The organism is Acinetobacter sp. ANC 4558 (genome assembly GCF_002135375.1).
Taxonomy (GTDB): Bacteria; Pseudomonadota; Gammaproteobacteria; order Pseudomonadales; family Moraxellaceae; genus Acinetobacter.
In genome coordinates this window covers 213,316-232,227 of record NZ_NEGH01000002.1, presented here as the reverse complement: position 1 = coordinate 232,227, position 18,912 = coordinate 213,316, and the positions used below count along the sequence as shown (strand labels likewise).

The 18,912-nt window shown below is 35.1% G+C and carries 14 protein-coding genes; 11 read left to right on the top strand and 3 right to left on the bottom strand.

Annotated elements, in window-relative coordinates; genetic code table 11:
* The first annotated feature begins 43 nt into the window (after positions 1 to 43).
* From B9T31_RS03475 to B9T31_RS03425, 11 genes are all read left to right on the top strand, one after another.
* Positions 44 to 2,479 (top strand): fimbria/pilus outer membrane usher protein, encoded by a 2,436-nt coding sequence (locus B9T31_RS03475; RefSeq protein ID WP_171264681.1) that lies wholly within the window; start codon positions 44 to 46, stop codon positions 2,477 to 2,479.
* Positions 2,480 to 2,501: 22 nt separating this feature from the next.
* Positions 2,502 to 3,266 carry a fimbria/pilus periplasmic chaperone gene (locus B9T31_RS03470; protein ID WP_228145974.1) on the top strand — a complete coding sequence of 255 codons (765 nt, stop codon included), beginning with the start codon at positions 2,502 to 2,504 and terminating at the stop codon, positions 3,264 to 3,266.
* An 8-nt stretch (positions 3,267 to 3,274) separates the two neighbouring features.
* On the top strand, positions 3,275 to 3,874 hold the full coding sequence (locus B9T31_RS03465) for a fimbrial protein (protein WP_086180575.1): 600 nt from the start codon (positions 3,275 to 3,277) through the stop codon (positions 3,872 to 3,874).
* Positions 3,875 to 3,925: 51 nt separating this feature from the next.
* A complete protein-coding gene (locus B9T31_RS03460) occupies positions 3,926 to 4,447 on the top strand; it encodes a fimbrial protein (protein ID WP_171264680.1) in 522 nt (173 codons plus the stop codon).
* Between the two features lie 15 nt (positions 4,448 to 4,462).
* Entirely contained in the window at positions 4,463 to 5,518 is a 1,056-nt protein-coding gene (locus tag B9T31_RS03455; protein ID WP_086180573.1) for a fimbrial protein, read from the top strand.
* A gap of 780 nt (positions 5,519 to 6,298) precedes the next feature.
* Positions 6,299 to 8,509, top strand: coding sequence for a TonB-dependent siderophore receptor (locus tag B9T31_RS03450; RefSeq protein WP_086180572.1), 2,211 nt, complete (start codon positions 6,299 to 6,301; stop codon positions 8,507 to 8,509).
* A gap of 406 nt (positions 8,510 to 8,915) precedes the next feature.
* Positions 8,916 to 9,830 carry a sulfate adenylyltransferase subunit CysD gene (cysD, locus tag B9T31_RS03445; RefSeq protein WP_086180571.1) on the top strand — a complete coding sequence of 305 codons (915 nt, stop codon included), beginning with the start codon at positions 8,916 to 8,918 and terminating at the stop codon, positions 9,828 to 9,830.
* 46 nt (positions 9,831 to 9,876) lie between these two features.
* Entirely contained in the window at positions 9,877 to 11,490 is a 1,614-nt protein-coding gene (gene cysN, locus B9T31_RS03440) for a sulfate adenylyltransferase subunit CysN (protein WP_086180570.1), read from the top strand.
* Between the two features lie 440 nt (positions 11,491 to 11,930).
* Complete coding sequence (locus tag B9T31_RS03435) at positions 11,931 to 12,653, top strand: hypothetical protein (RefSeq protein ID WP_086180569.1); 723 nt, start codon at positions 11,931 to 11,933, stop codon at positions 12,651 to 12,653.
* A gap of 205 nt (positions 12,654 to 12,858) precedes the next feature.
* Positions 12,859 to 13,854, top strand: a complete 996-nt coding sequence (locus tag B9T31_RS03430) for an NAD(P)H-quinone oxidoreductase (RefSeq protein WP_086180568.1) — start codon at positions 12,859 to 12,861, stop codon at positions 13,852 to 13,854.
* 182 nt (positions 13,855 to 14,036) lie between these two features.
* Entirely contained in the window at positions 14,037 to 14,552 is a 516-nt protein-coding gene (locus B9T31_RS03425; protein WP_086180567.1) for a hypothetical protein, read from the top strand.
* A 91-nt stretch (positions 14,553 to 14,643) separates the two neighbouring features.
* Here B9T31_RS03425 and B9T31_RS03420 read toward each other — a convergent pair whose 3' ends face one another.
* The 3 genes from B9T31_RS03420 to B9T31_RS03410 all read right to left on the bottom strand — a co-directional run bounded on the left by B9T31_RS03420 (position 14,644) and on the right by B9T31_RS03410 (position 18,753).
* Positions 14,644 to 15,981: a CitMHS family transporter gene (locus tag B9T31_RS03420; RefSeq protein ID WP_086180566.1), complete on the bottom strand. Its 1,338-nt coding sequence runs from the start codon at positions 15,979 to 15,981 to the stop codon at positions 14,644 to 14,646.
* A 328-nt stretch (positions 15,982 to 16,309) separates the two neighbouring features.
* Positions 16,310 to 17,644 (bottom strand): hemolysin family protein, encoded by a 1,335-nt coding sequence (locus B9T31_RS03415; RefSeq protein WP_086180565.1) that lies wholly within the window; start codon positions 17,642 to 17,644, stop codon positions 16,310 to 16,312.
* Positions 17,645 to 17,763: 119 nt separating this feature from the next.
* Positions 17,764 to 18,753 carry a LysR family transcriptional regulator gene (locus tag B9T31_RS03410; protein ID WP_086180564.1) on the bottom strand — a complete coding sequence of 330 codons (990 nt, stop codon included), beginning with the start codon at positions 18,751 to 18,753 and terminating at the stop codon, positions 17,764 to 17,766.
* Between the last annotated feature and the right edge of the window lie 159 nt (positions 18,754 to 18,912).

The following is an 18,912-nucleotide window of genomic DNA, read 5'->3' as shown; positions in this document are numbered from 1 at the left end:
AAATCATCCAATAAGTAAATTATGCTTAATGATATTATCGAGTATGTCAGCTTACTCTGCATCTGTTTATGCTGATGATTTTCAATTTAATACTGACTTATTAGATGTTACAGATAAAAAAAATATTGAACTCGGTTTATTTTCTAAACCAGGTTATATCATGCCTGGAGATTATGCTTTTAAAGTTAATTTAAATAATCAATATTTAACAGATAGGAAAATTAAATTTTTACCTTCTAAATACCATGAAAATAAAACAGAAGCATGTTTATCAGAAGATTTTGTTGAAAAATTTGGTTTAATTAAAGAAATTCAAAAAAGATTACAATGGGATAATGAAACTGATTGTTTGGTTTTAGATAGTATTCCGGGCATGACTGTGAAAGGTGATCTACCAAAGGCGACTGCTCATATTCACATTCCACAAGCCTATTTAGAATATCGAAGTGAAAACTGGGATCCTTCTTCTTTATGGGATGAAGGAATTAATGGGGCAATTTTTGATTATAATTTAGCTGCCAATACAAGTTTTGGGCATCAATCGAATCAACCGAATAGTACGTTTATCAGTGCCAATGGTGTTACAGGTCTAAATTTAAGCGCATGGCGTGTTCGAGCAGATTGGCAAGCAAATTATCAGCATGTTGGCATTCAAGGTCAAAAAGATAAACACGATTTTTTATGGAATCGATTTTATGCCTATCGTGCTTTACCCTCATTAAAATCACAATTAATGATTGGTGAAAACTATTTAAATTCTGATTTATTTGATAGTTTTCGCTTTACAGGGGCAAGTTTAAGATCCGATATTAACATGTTACCGCCGAGATTACGGGGATATGCACCAGAAGTAACGGGCGTTGCGCAAACCAATGCAAAGGTTATAGTTAGCCAATTAGGTCGTGTACTTTATCAAACTCAAGTACCTGCGGGTCCTTTTAGAATTCAAGATTTAAATGATTCTGTGAGTGGTACTTTAAATGTACGTGTGGAAGAAGAGGATGGAACAGTACGTGAATTTAATGTTGAAACAGCATCCATTCCATTTTTAACACGTCCTGGCGCTATACGATATAAAGCAACGGTGGGACGACCAACAACATATAATCATGAAGTTGAAGGAGATTTGTTTTTCACAGGTGAGTTTTCTTGGGGTGTAACAAATGGTTGGTCACTGATCGGCGGTAGTTTAAATAGTAAAGACTATAATGCTTTGTCTGTTGGTGTTGGGCGTGACTTGTTGTCATTCGGGGCAGTTTCATTTGATATCACACAATCCTTTGCAAAGTTTGAGCAGCAAAAAAACTTGCAAGGCCGTTCATATCGTCTTAACTATGCAAAACGATTTGAAGAAATGAATAGTCAAATTCAGTTTGCTGGCTATCGCTTTTCTGAACGTGACTTTGTGAGTATGAGTGACTTTCTAGCATATAACGGTGCAACATTAACCCGTTATGGGCGTAGTAAAGAGATGTATAGTGTTTCTTTAAGTCAAAATTTACCAAATTATAAAACGTCGATAAGTGTAAATTTAAATCATCAAACTTATTGGGAATCTAAAGATCGAGATTATTATACTTTATCGATTAATAAAACCTTAGATATTGGTGCATTTAGAAATTCAAACCTATCTCTCTCGGCTTATCAAAATAAATCTGATACCAAAGATACAGGTGCATATTTATCTCTTTCATTGCCATTAGATACGGGGGCACGACTGAGTTATTCATTATCTCATGATGATTTTGATACCCGAAATCAAGTGAGTTATTTTGATCGATTAAATAATACGACAAGTTATCAGTTTAATGCGACCCATTCACAAGACCAAGCAAGTTCATTTGGTGCATTTGTTTCACATACCGGCGGACGTATTCAAGCCAGTGCCAATATTAACTATGTAAGAGATCGTTACACTTCCATTGGTGCGAGTTCGCAAGGTGGTATCACGCTTACAGCAAGAGGTATTGATTTCCATCGTAGTAATGCAATGGGGGGGACGCGTGTAATGATTGATACGGAAAAAACTGCTGATATTCCAGTCAGTGCAAATGGTCAGCCCACAAATTCAAATTACTTTGGAAAGGTTGTTGTCACTGATGTAAGTAACTATACACGTAATAGTATTAAAGTTGATATTAATAAATTGCCTAAAAATGCTGAAGTGACAGATTCGGTTCTTCAAGCAAGCTTGACCGAAGGAGCAATTGGTTATCGTAAGTTAAATGTTGTCTCAGGTCAAAAAAAGCTCATTACATTAAGTTTTGATGATGGCAGTTTTGTGCCATTTGGTACGCCAGTTATGAATAATCAAGGTCGTAGCGTAGGTATGGTTGATGATAATGGGCTGGCTTATTTAGGTGGAATTAAAGTAGGTGAACAAATGTTTGCACATTTAGGTAATGGACAAACATGTTCAATTACTTTTACTGAAAATAATCTAGCGAAAGCTGAAAATGATGCATTAATTTGTAAGTAATTTAATAAATAAGGGGTATTTAATGAAACAGATGAAAATGAAACAATTATTTTCTCAAGTTACTGTGTTGGGTTTAGCGTGTATAGCATCACTGGGACATAGTGCTGTGACGTTGGATCGTACTCGCGTGATTTTTGATGGATCGGGGAGTTCTGTATCCATTACGGTAAGCAATAAAAATAAAAATTTACCTTACTTAGCTCAAGCTTGGATGGAAAATGCTGTTCAAGAAAAAGAGAATACGCCTTTTGTTGTTCTACCACCTTTACAACGTTTAGAGCCAAATCAGTCAAGTCAGGTTCGTATTGAAGCATTGGAAAATAAGATTGCTGAATTACCGCAAGATCGTGAAAGTTTGTTCTATTTTAATCTTCGTGAAGTTCCACCTAAAAGCGATAAGCCAAATGTATTGCAAATTGCATTACAAAGTAAAATTAAATTATTTTACCGCCCAGCTAGTCTAATGTTGGCACCACTTGAAATGAGTAATAATCCATGGCAAGAGAAGTTAACACTGGTGAAGCAGGGGAACCAAGTCATTGCTAAGAATCCAACTGCTTATTACACCACGATCATTTCAGTAAGAGCTTCTAAAGATTCTAAAATACACTCTGATTTAGATGCGGTCATGATTGCACCTTTTTCAGAAGAAAAATTACCGATAAGTGCTCAGTTGTTGGGAAATTCCCCTGTATTAACCTATATCAATGATTATGGTGGCACTCCAAAATTACAGTATCAGTGCCAAGTAGATACATGTCAGGTGATTAAAGCTAAAAAAGAGTGATTAATACAATGAAAAATAAGCATATATTAAAATCGTTTAGCGGAATATTGGTTGTTCTTGGTTTATGTAGTTCAGTTTATGCAAATGAGATGGGAGGAACTGTAAACGGTATTGCTGGAAATATTGGACAGTTATATGTTCATGGATCATTAACTGAAAGCGCTTGTAGTATTGCAATGGAATCATTAGATCAATCTATTAATTTAGGTAATATTGAAACTGCACGTTTGCAACAGATTGGTGATCGAGCTGAGCCAAAAACCTTTCAAATTAAGTTGGAGGATTGTATTTCAGAAAATACAGATATAACGGATGATCAAACAGGATTAAACACTTGGAGTAATAGTCAACCGGGGATGAAAATACGCTTTTTAGCTGAAAGTGATGTACTTAATCCTAATGTTATTCATGTAAATGGTGCAAAAGGGTTAGGCTTGGAAGTCAATGATTTAAATGGTAAAGCAATTAATATTGATCAATTTAGTCGCCCAAAATTACTAAATATTGGTCAGAATATTTTGACCTATTCTATTACGCCAGTAAGAACAGCTTCATTAGAACCTAATGCCTTTCATGCCATTATTTCTTTTGAATTGGTCTATGAATAAATTGAGAAATATCCAATGAAAGAGAGAATATTTGTGAAGAAGGCATGGCAGATGAAATCAATTACATTATGGCGGCATGGTATTAGTTTTATTTTAGGCCTTTGTGTTTTTTCAACATCATATGCGAATGACCGAATCATTAATATCTCTGGTTTATTGGTGACTAAGCCTTGTGATCTTTTAACATCGGAAGTTGATATTAATTTTGGCGTGACTAATTCTCCAGAACTAATGAATGATACTGCGAAAAGGCATGACTTTATTATTCGATTGAATAATTGTCCTAGTGTGAATGTACGTGCGAAGTTTATTGGAAATAGTACGGATAACAATCAAATTTTGAATGTTAGTGAAGATAGTACAGCAAGTGGTATTGGTATTCGATTATATGATGAACGTGGGCATGTTGTTACTTTTGGTGAAGATACATCATCGACCATTGGGGTAGAAGGAGTTGTACATATACTTCATTTTCAAGCACAAGTTGCGAAATTACAAAGTATCCAATCTGCTGGACAAATTCGTGAAGGTGCATTTACAGCAACAGCAACTTATGAAGTTGTTTACAATTAAAATATAGGGCTGAGTATGAAAAGTTTACTAAGAATAATGCTGTGTATATTTGCACTGTTTAAAATGAGTTTTGCCTTTGCTGCGGTACCAGGAATTTATTGTCTAGATAATATGACAGGAGAATGGCTTCGAATAGGGGCTGGTAATACGACAATGACCCGAGTAGTGACTGTGGGGAATCAACAAATACCTTCAGCTGGTTTAGGCAATAGTCGAGATAGAGTCTTTGAATTATCGCCTATTTTTTTACAATGTCGAAATTCATTCGAAGACACTGGTGATTATCAACTTCGATTTACCTTAGTGACTCGAAATACGAATGCATATAGTCCAGGATTTATGGATACGAGTACAAATACAATTATTTATGCATGGGGTGGAAATACCAGTTTTAATCCAGCGAACAGTAGATTTATTGTTAATACACCATTACCAGCACGAAATAGCTTAGGAACAACAGTACTTAATCCATCTATTGTGATTTATCGAAGAACAACGTCGAATATCGTGCCTGCAGGAACATTTGTAGGAACTTTACAGTTTACAGTCGCTAAAAATAATGTCATACAAAATGGACAAACTTTAGACATTAGACTCGTGACAACGAATGATTTAATTTTCCAGCCTGAATTTTGTACGATTAACAATGATCAACCGATTGAGGTCGATTTTGGAACAATTGGGACTGTTGAAATTTCGTCACGGAGTGGTTTAGACAGTGCTGTGACGAGAAATTTAGAATTAAATTATCAGTGCGAAGATAATATTACGTCATTAATGCGGGTACAATTAGTCGGCCAGCCTTCTGCATTTTCAACGACGGCGGTGGAAGCGAGAACGGGAAATGTTTATGGTACAGGTACCCCCATTCAAAATTTAGGTGTAGAGTTTTATCGAGATTCTACGGTATTGTCACCTAACTCAGGTGTTGGATACACAACTCAAATTACAAATGGTTTTGGAAGTGATACTTTAATCATTGCGCCAGTTAAAAGTACGATTGCTAATGAGGTTAACTTACCTGCAGGTTATTTTAATGCAACGGCAACCTTAGTATTTACAACACCTTAAATATTTAAATTAAAACATCATTATTTTAAATATAGATTTTCTTTTGAATTTAATTTTTAGATGAAAAAGAAAATCTATAAAATCATTTAAAGGAATCATCTAAACTATTTCTATCAATTATTCATTAATCAAGTATTTTATGATATGACGGCATATATTCAGTTTAAGTTCTCAAAATTAAAAATCTAGATAAGTGTGAGAATTAAGATATCAAAAAATTAATAATTTTGACTGTATTTTAATTTAATATTTTTAACAATCATGATGATTCTAAATTGAACAATCGTTATTTATATGTATAAAACCAATAAAATCTCACAATATTTTTGGAAATAATGGTTGTTCTTTATCTTTTGAACTTAATCTTACAAATGAACTGCGATGGTGGCGATAAATTAAAATTATTAATCTATAAATTTATTCATTTTTAATAATTTTTATTTATCTATAAAAAGAATAAAACTAAAAACGCATAGAACTATAAATGATAATTATTATTATTTACATTCAATCGTATTATGGTAATATCCAAACCCGTAAACATCTGGGATCGTAAGACATTGCAAGGAAATAAACTGCATGAGATTAAGTTGCACCCAAATTGTTTATAGCAAAGTGAAATAAATCAGGCATCGCTTAAATATTAGTGAGAATATAGTTAAAAATTATTCTCTTAATACGTGATTAGTATACGATTTGTGCTTTGGTGACATCGTAGATAGGAACACTACAGAGTGCTTGCTTTATTTAAATTAAATAAATAGAGGAAATAATGTAAGCATGAAACAGCCACTCTTACAGAAGAAATATTTGATTATTGCGTGTTCTGCCGTGCTCGCAAGTATGGGGATACAAGCACAAGAACACAATGATCAAGAACAAAGTGTGGAACAAACGTCAGGGCTTGTGAGTGTATTACCGACCATTAGCGTTCGTGCTGATTCAGATCAAGCAACGACAGAACATAGTCAATCATATACCACAAAGTCGATGAGTACAGGAACACGATTAGCTTTATCCATGCGTAAAACACCACAGTCTGTATCTGTGATTAGTCGACAACAAATTGAAGATCGTAATTTTGTGAGTTTAGATCAGGCGATGGAGCTTGCACCAGGTATTACCTCATCCACGCGGAATTTAAATCGAGTTTCATATACAGCAAGAGGCTTTGCTTTTACTGAAAATATGGTTGATGGCATGCCTTCAATGGCAGATGCAGATGCTGGATTTACACCAAATTTAGCTTTTTTTGATCGTGTTGAAATTTTGCGCGGTGCAGCAGGTTTAATTTATGGTACAGGTTCTGCTGGTGGCGCAGTAAATTTAGTACGTAAAATGCCAACAGCAACCCCACAAGCGTCTATTAATTTACAAAGAGGCTCTTGGGATAATTATTATTCTGAGTTTGATGTCAGTGGGCCTTTAAATAAAGATGCTACGGTTCGTGGACGTTTTGTTGCTGCTTACCAAGATAGAGAAAATTTCATTGATCTGGAATACACACGAAAACCTGCTTTTTATGGGATTGTTGAAACAGATATAGGCGATAAAACGACGGTATTTTTAGGTACAAGTTATGAAAAAATGAATTCAAATATTGCGCCAGGCGGATTACCACGTTACCGAAATGGAGATGATTTGAAGCTCTCTCGTTCATCACGTGGTATGGCACCTGCTTGGAATTATTGGGATGGTGAAAACACCACCATTTTTAGTGGTTTAAAGTATAATTTTAATCCAGATTGGTCATTGAGACTTGCAGCTAACTATCAAGATCGTAATCAACAAGGAAATGCGATCAACGTGCGTGGCGCGGTAGATCCTGTAACATCAAAGGGACCACAATATCCAGCATTTGAAGATAGTTATAGTTCAGACCGTCGAATGGCTTTTGATGCTCAGCTTTCTGGTAAGTTCTCTTTATTCAATCAAACCCATGATATTGTTGTAGGTACAACATTATCCAAAATTAAAGGGACTGAAAATTGGGCACGTAAAGGCAGTCGACCTGTTAGTGATGATACGATATTTGGATTTGACCCTTATGGCGTAAAAAGACCTGTGCTTGGACCTAAAGTTGACTCGTTAACCTTATCAACATTTAGAAATGTAGGTGCATATACCACTTTACGCTTAAGCATTACAGATGATTTAAAAGTAATAACCGGCGCACGTCTCAGTTCTATCTATGATGACATCAAAAATAGAAGTACTGGTATTGTGACAAAACGAAAGCAAACCAATGAATTAAGCCCGTATTTTGGCATCGTATATGATCTGAGTAGCACTTTATCTTTATACACCAGTTATAGTGATATTTTTACACCACAAAATACCCGATTTACTCGTCAAGGTACACCTTTAGATCCTGTTGTTGGAGCAAACTATGAAGCAGGTATCAAAGGTGAATTCTATGATGGTGCTTTAAATACTTCATTTGCAGTGTTTAGAATTGATGAAAGTAACCGTGCATATTTAGATGTTGAAGCTCCATGTTCAGGTTCACCTGATTTAGGTGCTTGTTATATTGCAGAAGGAAAAGTGCGTGGTGAAGGATATGAGTTTGAAGTATCAGGTGAGTTATTCCCACGGCTAGAAACCAGCATGGGGTATACACATGTAAATACTAAATATATTAAAGATAAGACCAATGAAGGTAAGGCATTTCGTAGTACGACGCCAGAGAACTTATTAAAAATTTGGGCGAAGTATCAATTATCTGGTGCTTGGAGTGATTGGAGTATCGGTGCGGGTGTCAATGCACAAAGTAGTACCTATAATACCAGTGGGGCATTAAAAATTGAGCAAAGTGGTTATGCACTATGGAGTATCCAAGCTGGTTATAAAATCAATCAAAATTGGAATTCTTCACTCAGTATCAATAATTTATTCGATAAAGTGTATTACCAACGTTTAGGGACAGAAATTAATGGTAACCGTTATGGCGAGCCACGTAGTGTGATGCTGAGTGTTCGAGGTAAATATTAAGATCTGAATAAAACCAGTACATCATATTGAATTATTTTCCGTATTTAAGCCATAAAGTCTAAGTTCATTGATGAGCTTAGACATAAATTTTATGGGCAGTATGGTCGTTTGAAAACAGTATTAATTAACATATATAGTCATTATAACGAGATTGTCAGGACAGAATTAAACCAATTAATGCACAATATCATTTTGATTTTTAATTTTTAAAGATCGATAAAGACAATAAATCAGTTCTATTTTTCAGGTTAAATATTTCTGATAAGTGTTATCAGAAAACCACTATATGATAAATACGAATAATAATATAATAAAACAAGCAATAGTGAAGTGGAGTAAATCACTATAATGAATATTAATTTTCAAAAGTGTCATAAGTGCACGTTTTTCTAAGCTGGTGTTGTCCATGTCGTTAAATGAGGAAAGACTTACTCATCTTAAACAGCTAGAAGCTGAGAGTATTCATATTATTCGTGAAGTTGCAGCTGAGTTTGAAAACCCAGTGATGCTATATTCGATTGGTAAAGATTCAGCAGTTATGCTGCATCTTGCGCTAAAAGCCTTCTATCCTGCAAAACTTCCATTTCCATTACTGCATGTAGATACAGGTTGGAAGTTTAAAGACATGATTAAGTTCCGTGACAATATGGCTAAAGAACACGGCTTTGATTTAATCGTACATCAAAATCAAGAAGGAAAAGACGCAAATGTTAATCCTTTTGATTATGGTAGTTCAAAATATACAGACATCATGAAAACACAAGGCTTAAAACAAGCCTTAGATAAATATCAGTTCGATGCTGCTTTTGGCGGTGCGCGACGAGACGAAGAGAAATCTCGTGCGAAAGAACGAGTGTATTCTTTCCGTGATTCAAAACATCGTTGGGATCCAAAAAATCAGCGTCCAGAACTTTGGAATCTTTACAATGGTAAAGTGAACAAAGGCGAAAGTATTCGTGTATTCCCTTTATCTAATTGGACTGAATTGGATATTTGGCAATATATTTATCAAGAAAATATTCCATTAGTGCCTTTGTATTTAGCAGCTGAACGTCCAGTTGTTGAACGTAGTGGTACGCTTATCATGATTGATGATGAGCGCATGCGTTTAAAAGAAGGCGAAGTACCACAAATGAAATCTGTACGTTTTCGTACATTGGGTTGTTATCCACTGACAGGTGCAGTTGAATCTACAGCAACAACTCTACCAGAAATTATCCAAGAAATGCTTTTAGCGACCAGCTCAGAACGTCAAGGCCGTATGATTGACCATGATGAAGCGGGTTCGATGGAAAAGAAAAAGCAAGAAGGCTATTTCTAACAGCACTTAAGCATTCGATTTCAACGTATTTGTGGAGCTTTGAGCAATGTCTCATCAATCAACATTGATTAGCCAAGATATCTTGGCATATTTAAAACAGCATGAAAATAAAGATCTTTTACGTTTTTTAACCTGTGGTAACGTAGATGATGGTAAATCGACTTTAATTGGTCGTTTACTTTACGATTCAAAATTGATTTATGAAGATCAATTGCAAGCCGTTACACGCGATTCTAAAAAAGTAGGGACGACTGGTGATGCACCAGATTTGGCTTTACTTGTTGATGGTTTACAAGCTGAACGTGAACAAGGCATTACAATTGATGTCGCTTATCGTTACTTTTCAACTGAAAAGCGTAAGTTTATTATTGCTGATACCCCAGGGCATGAACAATACACACGTAATATGGCAACGGGAGCATCAACTGCTGATTTAGCTATTATTTTAATTGATGCACGGTATGGTGTACAAACTCAAACGCGTCGACATTCATTCATTGCAGGCCTTTTAGGTATTCGTAATATTGTTGTTGCGATTAACAAAATGGATTTGGTTGAATTTTCAGAAGCTCGTTTTCATGAAATTCAGGCTGAATATAGTGCCTTCGTAAATCAATTGGGTGAGCGTAAGCCAGCCAATATTATTTTTACACCCATTTCTGCTTTGAATGGCGATAATGTGGTGAATAAGTCTCCAAATACACCTTGGTATCAAGGTAAAACGTTGATGGAGACTTTAGAAACAGTTGAAATATCTCATGATGTAAAAAATCATGGATTCCGTTTTCCTGTGCAATATGTGAACCGCCCAAACCTAGATTTCCGTGGTTTTTGTGGAACAATTGCTTTAGGTGAGGTTAAGGTTGGTGATGAAATTATTGCATTACCGTCAGGGAAAAAGTCGACAGTTAAAGAAATAGTGACATTTGATGGTCATTTGAAACATGCAATAGCAGGTCAGGCGGTCACTTTAACACTTAATGATGAAATTGATATTTCACGTGGTAACGTACTGGTTAAAGCGGGTGAGCAACCTTTGATTTCACGCTCAGCTCGTGCATCAGTTGTGTGGATGAGTGATCAACCGCTTGTCATTGGTAAGTTGTATAACGTTAAGTTTGGCACACAAACCATTCCAGCAAAGGTAGAAAAAATTAACTTCCGTACCAATGTGAATACATTGGAAAAGATTGATGTTCAGCAACTTGATTTGAATGCGATTGCCGATGTGGTCATCGAGTTTGACGCACCTGTGGTTTTTGATCGTTATCATGATAGTCGTTATACTGGTTCATTCATTTTCATTGATCGTTTAAGTAATGTCACTGTTGGCGCAGGCATGGTGGAAGACACGATTGAATGGGCTGCGCATGATGAACCTGTTACTGCTGAAGTTCGTGCTGCACGTTTGGGGCAAAAACCCGCTATTGTTGCGGTATCTACTGAAATTCTTAAACAAGCACAGTCTCTTGAAAGTCTGTTAATCCAACAGGGCGTAGTTGCAATTGCTAAAGTTGGTTTAACTGCTGAACAGGTGACTTTGCTTCGTCATACAGGTGTTATTGTGATTACTGATGTTGAACAAGGCGCTGATGTAATTTTTGCTCAAGACACTATTGAAGAGTTGGCTGAGAAAATTGTGGAGTTGGTTCGTTTATAAGAACACCTTCCATTAATTAAAAAACCTGCTTTGAATAGCGGGTTTTTTTATGTGCGTAATTAATTTTATTCTGAGTTGATGTTGAGTTTTTTAGACTAATTTTTCTTGTTTAAAACTAGCTATTGGAAATAATGAAAACTGACTTCTTTCAATTGGACTGAGTATTTTTATAGTGTGTTTAAGAGAAATAAAATATAGAAAAAGCGAGGTACGGAATCATTCAAAAATTTAAATAATCATCGACATTAAAATAAGGTATTTAATAGAAATATATGGTAATTTTATGATGAGGTCGTTATTTTAAAATCATTTTATCATTCGCCTTAGAGAGTAAAGTATGTTGATAAAATGTAATTAAAGAGGAGTAAAATATAAAATAAATTATCTCAATACATTATCATTCTCATCATATTTGGGTTGTATTTTAAGCAGGAACTAAAATGAAAAATAAATATATTTTTGTATTATTTATTGGTTTACCACTATTGTTATCTGCTTGTATTCCTTACGGTAGAAGTCGCCCAGCTTATGCTGATTTATGTGATAAAAAACCTGATATTTATACAATCACGGAAAATGGCAAGCAACGAACATTCGAGCTTCATCGCTATTTGTACAATACAAAAAGGTTTTGGTCTGATGAAAGAATAGAACAGTCACATTTTACAATTAAACCTAATATACCGCCACATGATTGGAAAGCACCACCAGAATTTTATGTTACATTGATTTTAATAGAAAAGCATAAAGAAGAACAAGCCAGCCATTTACCTGTTTATTATGATGCAAGTCAAGCTTCAGTGACCATGAATGATGGACGTGTGTTAAAAGCATATCCTGAGCTTTTTTTATCGACCAGATGGGACACACCAATGGAGGCACCGCAATTTCGAAAAATAGGATTAGTTGACTTAAATGATTCAAAATTAAATTTATATACAGATAAAGAAAGTCGAGCACGTCAAATACATAAAGGTTCAGGATCTGTGAGTGTGGTATTTCCAATTTCAGACATAGATCGTAAATTTGATGCTGATGCAAAATGGACAGTACATTTAGGAAGTATAAAAATTTTAGATCAGCATTATGCTATTTCTGATCTTAAAACATGTCATATTTCTGAAAAAAAATGGGTGGGTATTGAGCCTTTAATGCGACCTTAAAGTTAGAGATTATTCATTTCTTTACTAATTTAAGTTATAGCATGAATTGTTATGAAATTTTGAAAATATTATTTATAAAAAATAAAAAGATAAGTTGGAAATAACGTCATAAAGATCGGTTTTAAGACTTTCACACCATTTACTTTCTATGTTCAAATAGAGATACAACAGATGAAAAGTAATAGATTGTTTTAGGAATAAACACATGACACAAGATAATTTGATGCAACATGTTGTAATTACGGAAGCGGGTGGACCAGAAAAGCTTGCTTATGAGACAGTCAGCATTCCAGAGCCTAAAGCAGATGAAGTTTTGGTGAAAGTGCATGCTTTTGGTATTAACCGCCCTGATATTTTACAGCGACAAGGCTTGTATCCAATGCCAAAAGGCGTAACACCGATCCCAGGGTTAGAAGTTGCTGGTGAAGTTGTTGCCATTGGACATAATGTTACTTTATTTAAAGTCGGTGATAAGGTTTGTGGTTTAACAAATGGCGGTGGATATGCAGAATACTGTGTTGTACCTGAAAGCCAAACGATTACTATTCCAGATAATGTAAGTTTTACGCAAGCTGCCGCAATTCCTGAAACATTCTTTACTGTATGGGCGAATGTTTTTCAGATGGGTCGTGCGAAAGCTGGAGAAACTATATTGGTGCATGGCGGTGCAAGTGGGATTGGTACGACTGCATTAATGTTATGTAAGAGTTTAGGCATTAAAAGTTTTGCAACAGTTGGAAGTGACGAAAAAGTACAGGCTATTTCTCACTTAACACATGCGATTAATTACAAAACACAAGATTTCGAGCAAGTGATTAACGAGCAAACTGATCAAGCTGGTGTCGATGTTATTTTGGATATGGTGGGTGCACCATATTTAGAAAAAAATCTAAATCTTTTACGCCGTGATGGTCGTTTGGTTTATATTGCCTTTTTAGGCGGTGCTAAAGTTAAAGATGTAAAAATTAATCAAATCATGATGAAGCGATTAACAATTACAGGCTCTACTATGCGCGCACGTACTACAGCTGAAAAGGCTCAAATTGCACAAGGTTTACAGCAACATGTTGCACCTTTATGGGAAAAAGGTGAATGTTTACCAATGATTTATCAGACATTTAAGTTCAATCAAATTCAAGATGCGCATGCATGTATGGATACGGGTGAACATATTGGTAAAGTTGTGGTTGAATTGATTTAAGTTAGTTCATGCTCCTCTTTTTTTGAAATTAGAGGAGCTTTTATATACGCTTAGTTTTTTGTATATGAGACTACTGATAAATTTAAGATTATATTTCTGTTTTGGCTTCGTTACGCTATTCATATATTTCCCGAACAATTTGTGCGAAAATAGTGTTTTGTATCCTAAGCGATAGGCTTCTTATGACTGAACAATCTCCTGCAATATTAAGCGATATTGAACTTCTAGATATTTTAAACTCTATGAAAAATGATGTGCTTAATCGTGAAGCCAAAGAAATTATTCGTAATGGTGGAAAAGCAGGTCGTCAAGAAGCATATAAAAATGCCTTGGTTGCTTTGAATCAATGTTTTGAAAATAATTTTGTTGAAGCTGTAACTTTGGCATTGGGTTTAAATGAAGGACAATCAAAAAAGATTCGTTATAAAAAAGATCGTATTCGTATTTTAAAAGCACGTGGTATTGATTATATGGCGATTGATGGTGCTGAAACAGCACAAGTATTATCGCAAGTGGCTCAAGCAATTATACGTGAAGATGCTATCGTAACCTATGATTTGCATAATATTTTTCCATTTTGGAAAGAAGGCTGGCCAATGGTTCAGTTTGATAATGCATATAATATTTTAGAGGATGATATTGTCATTCACTATCAGGCGGTATTGGCTGAACTTCTTAATCAATATAACGTCAGATAAGATCAATGCGCTAGAATATTTTCTTTAGTATTCATATTTTAGATCTATAAAAAAGCACCAACTGGTGCTTTTTTATATGCATTATTTATATTTAAAGGGTTGAGTGGAGTGGAAACATACCAAAAACTAAAGAAGCGGCCAGCATGACGAGGCAGGTAATAATTGCCCACTTGATGGTGAATTTTTGATGTTGACCAAATTCAATACCGGCCAATCCGCAAAGTAAATATGTTGATGGGACAAGGGGTGATAAAAGATGAACAGGTTGTCCAACTAAAGAGGCACGTGCAATTTCAATCGGCTGAATGCCGTAATGTACTGCTGCTTCTGAAAGTATGGGTAAAACGCCAAAATAAAAAGCATCATTGGACATAAAAAAGGTCAGAGGCATGCTCACAAGGGCAGTAATAGGGGCTAAATATGGACCCATACTGTCGGGAATAATGGCAACCAACTCTTTAGACATTGCTTCAACCATGCCAGTGCCAGTAAGAATGCCTGTAAAAATACCTGCTGCGAAAATAATACCAACAACATTTAAAACACTTCCAGCATGATTGGCAATCAGTCTTTTTTGCAAATCGATATCTCTATAGTTCATGACTAAGGCAATACATAATGCAATCATGAAAAGAATGGACATTGGTAAAATGCCCATGATTAAACTCACCATTAAAATTAATGTGAGCAATCCATTAAACCAACGTAAATGAGCGCGATTGGCTTCAGGATTATTTGAAATTTGAATATTATCGCCATGGCTAATATCGAGTTCAATAATACCTAAACGATTACGCTCCATACGTCCATACATGAAACCAAGAAAGTATAACCAAATAATGGCAAAAATCATGGGTAGGATCATGGGGACAAATAAATCACTTGGATCGACATGTAAAGCACTGGCTGCACGTGCAGTAGGACCTCCCCAAGGTGTTAAATTCATAATACCGCTTGAAAGCAGCATTAAACATGCCATGATGAGTGGACTCATTCCTAAGCGTTTATAAAGTGGTAGCATTGCAGCGACACAGATCATATAGGTTGTGGAACCATCACCATCTAAGGAAACTATTAAGGTGAGTGTTATGGTTCCTAATACGACTTTAAGAGGATCTCCTTTGACTAAACGAAGTATCCATTTGACAGATGGATCGAAAAGTCCAGTGTCAATCATAATCGCAAAATATAGAATTGCAAAAAGAAGCATGACACCAGTAGGGGCCAGCTTTTTTACCCCTTCAAGCATTATTTCACCCAGTCCATTGAGTTGAATATGAGATAGGCCTTCTATAAAGAAGCCTAAGCCCCAAGCAATGAGAGCGAATAAAACTGGAATTAATGTTAAAGCGACAAGTGGAACAAGACGTCTGGACATTATTAAATACATAAAGCATAAAATCATGCTCAAACCTAGAGCAGTTAGCATATAATCTTTCCTTGATATAATTAGAGTTTATTTGTTAGTTATAATTAACAAGTGGTATTCTAAAGGAAAATAAATATTTCTAAATATTTATATTGAAATGTTTTTATGACAATCATTATCTATAAAAATGGTAGTTAAAAATCAATGAAATATAATATGGTTGAATAATGTAATAATTAAGATTTTCTATATAGTGTGAAGTTCTATAGCATTTCAAGATGTTTTTAATAGTGGTATGAGGGTTTACTGTAACAATTTCAATTAATGCATTAAAGATGTACACATCATCACTCGATAACATGCATACATCCTTAAATTGTAGATTGTATTATTCAGAATTATTTTTACTTTCTTCTGTAGCTAATGGTGTAATTGAATTTAATCGGGTCACTAAAAGTTGATCAATTTTAAAATGATCGACGTCGACGACTTCAAATTTATAATCATTAAAAATAACTGTATCTGCAGGACGTGGAATTTTTCTTAAACGATACATCATAAATCCAGCCAAGGTTTCATAGCTTTCATCATCTGGCATTTCATCAATACCTAAAGCATGTTTTAAGTCTTCAATCGGGGTGCTACCTTCAATTAACCAAGAGTTTTCATCACGTTTAATAATTTGTTGATCTTCATCAGTGGGTGTGACCCAATCTCCCATCACGGTAATCATAATATCTGAGAGGGTAATGACACCTACAACTAACGCATATTCATTAATTACGACGGCAAATTTTTCTTTACTAGAGCGGAAGCGATCGAGTAATTCTGATAATGTTAATGTGTCTGGAATGGTGAGAACATTTCGGATTGTTGATTCATTTAATTGATTTATTTTTTGATTATTCAAAATTCTAACCAGCAGATCTTTCGTATCTACATAGCCAATTACATCATCAATATTATGATTACATACTAAAAATTTAGAATAAGGAAATTCTGCAAGTTTTTGACGAATACTTTCTTCAGATTCAATAAGTGTAAAAAAAATCACATTCTCACGTGTGGTCATGCTGGAGGGAACATTTCGTTCTTCAAGCTCAAAAACATTTTCAATAAAGTGATGTTCTTGTTTTTGTAATACACCCGCTTGAGCACCTGCATCCATGACCGCAGAAATATCATCAAAGGTAATATTATCATCGCGCTTCGTATTGATTTTGAATAGGCGAAATAAAACATTTGCAATGGCATTAATGAAAAATGCGAGCGGGCGACAGATAATAATAAAAATTTGTATAGGATTGATCACCGCAATTGCAATTTTTTCTGGTGCAATCATTGCGAGGCGTTTTGGCATTAAATCTGCGAATAGAATAAAAAGCGAAGTCACTAAGGTAAATGAAAGTGCAAAACCAATCGGTTGAGTGAGTGGCCCATCATAAAAACGATCTACGAAATTAACAAAATAAGGACGAAAAGCAGCTTCACCTAAAATACCGCCTAAAATAGCAATTGCATTCATGCCAATTTGAGATGCGGCAAAAAAATCTGCAGAATTGCCTTGCAAGTCGAGTACTTTTTGAGCCCGTATTTCTCCAGCTTCAGCGAGTATTTTGAGTTTGACTTTTCTTGCACCAGCAAAAGCAATTTCTGTTAAAGATAAAAAACCACCGCCAATGATTAATAATAGAATGATGACGATATTTTGAAAGAGACTCACGAATATACCTGTGGATTTATCATTTCTTGAATAGTTTTAAAACAAATAACTTGGGGAAGCAAATAGTTTCCACAAGTTATTGAAGATATTGATATTAAAAATATGATACTAATTAAAGTTTAGAGATGTGAAAATTGTGAATTATTTAATAAAAATTCTCGATTTTCTTCCTCAATCATTTGACGCGCAACATATAAAATTAATTGACGTAACCAACGATGCGCAGGGTGATGATGTAATAGAGGACACCATGCCATTTTTAATTCAAATTCTGGAATATAAAATGGAGGGTCTTTTATCAGTAGGTTTTGACTTTGTGCTTGCAAGCGCGCAATACGGCTTGGAAGTGTTGCAATTAAATCGACATTTGATGCAAGTAAAGCTGGCATTTGGTAATGACGGGTAAATACTGAAATTTTACGTTTTTGTCCAATACGTTCTAATGCTTGGTCAATCCAGCCTAAGCCTGCTTGTTTCTCAGGGTTTACACCAAATCCTACACCCATTCCAGTTTTTGACACCCAGATGTGCTGTGCATCTAAATAACTTTTTAAGTTTAAATTAGGCGCTGCAGGATGCTTACCGTTGAGTAAACAAGAGAAACTATCGCGCCAAACTAAGACTTGGTGAAAACTTTGTGGTATTTCATTAAAGCGATTAATTGCTAGATCTACTTTTCCTTGCTCCATATCTCGGTAGGAAACATCACTCGGTGTTAAAAAATCAAGCACAACGTTAGGAGCTTCAGATCTTAAGGCTTTGACTAAACGAGGAACTAGCGTTGCCTCTGCATAGTCTGAAGTCATAATTCGAAAAACGCGATTGGAGGTGTAGGGGCGGAACTCGGTGCGTGGCTCTAAAATCATAGAAAGATCTGCAAGCGCATCGCGAATACGTGGTTGTAATTCTAAAGCACGTTCTGTGGGTGTCATTCCTTCAGATGATCGAATAAGTAGTGGGTCGTTGAATAAATTTCTTAATCTTCGAAGAATATTACTCATCGCGGGCTGAGTAACACCAAGTTGTTCTGCTGCACGGGTTACATTTTTTTCTCGTAGAAGAACATCTAAGTAAATAAGTAGATTAAGATCGACACGCTCCAGATTCATAAAATAAATACCGAGAATAAAATTAATAAATTGTTTCAATTATGCCATAAGCTATTTTACTTGTGTAGAAAAAACGACGAAAAATGAAGCAAATTTATAACATTAAAGAGAATACCGTAAATATTTTTTCGAATATAGAAAAACTATTTTTGTAGTGTC

What these genes read in the sequence shown, in the direction of transcription:
- B9T31_RS03475 (WP_171264681.1), top strand. Translation starts at nt 44, where the DNA reads ATGTCAGCTTACTCTGCATCTGTTTATGCTGATGATTTTCAATTTAAT.
- B9T31_RS03470 (WP_228145974.1), top strand. Translation starts at nt 2,502, where the DNA reads ATGAAACAGATGAAAATGAAACAATTATTTTCTCAAGTTACTGTGTTG.
- B9T31_RS03465 (WP_086180575.1), top strand. Translation starts at nt 3,275, where the DNA reads ATGAAAAATAAGCATATATTAAAATCGTTTAGCGGAATATTGGTTGTT.
- B9T31_RS03460 (WP_171264680.1), top strand. Translation starts at nt 3,926, where the DNA reads ATGAAATCAATTACATTATGGCGGCATGGTATTAGTTTTATTTTAGGC.
- B9T31_RS03455 (WP_086180573.1), top strand. Translation starts at nt 4,463, where the DNA reads ATGAAAAGTTTACTAAGAATAATGCTGTGTATATTTGCACTGTTTAAA.
- B9T31_RS03450 (WP_086180572.1), top strand. Translation starts at nt 6,299, where the DNA reads ATGAAACAGCCACTCTTACAGAAGAAATATTTGATTATTGCGTGTTCT.
- cysD (WP_086180571.1), top strand. Translation starts at nt 8,916, where the DNA reads ATGTCGTTAAATGAGGAAAGACTTACTCATCTTAAACAGCTAGAAGCT.
- cysN (WP_086180570.1), top strand. Translation starts at nt 9,877, where the DNA reads ATGTCTCATCAATCAACATTGATTAGCCAAGATATCTTGGCATATTTA.
- B9T31_RS03435 (WP_086180569.1), top strand. Translation starts at nt 11,931, where the DNA reads ATGAAAAATAAATATATTTTTGTATTATTTATTGGTTTACCACTATTG.
- B9T31_RS03430 (WP_086180568.1), top strand. Translation starts at nt 12,859, where the DNA reads ATGACACAAGATAATTTGATGCAACATGTTGTAATTACGGAAGCGGGT.
- B9T31_RS03425 (WP_086180567.1), top strand. Translation starts at nt 14,037, where the DNA reads ATGACTGAACAATCTCCTGCAATATTAAGCGATATTGAACTTCTAGAT.
- B9T31_RS03420 (WP_086180566.1), bottom strand. Translation starts at nt 15,981, where the DNA reads ATGCTAACTGCTCTAGGTTTGAGCATGATTTTATGCTTTATGTATTTA.
- B9T31_RS03410 (WP_086180564.1), bottom strand. Translation starts at nt 18,753, where the DNA reads ATGAATCTGGAGCGTGTCGATCTTAATCTACTTATTTACTTAGATGTT.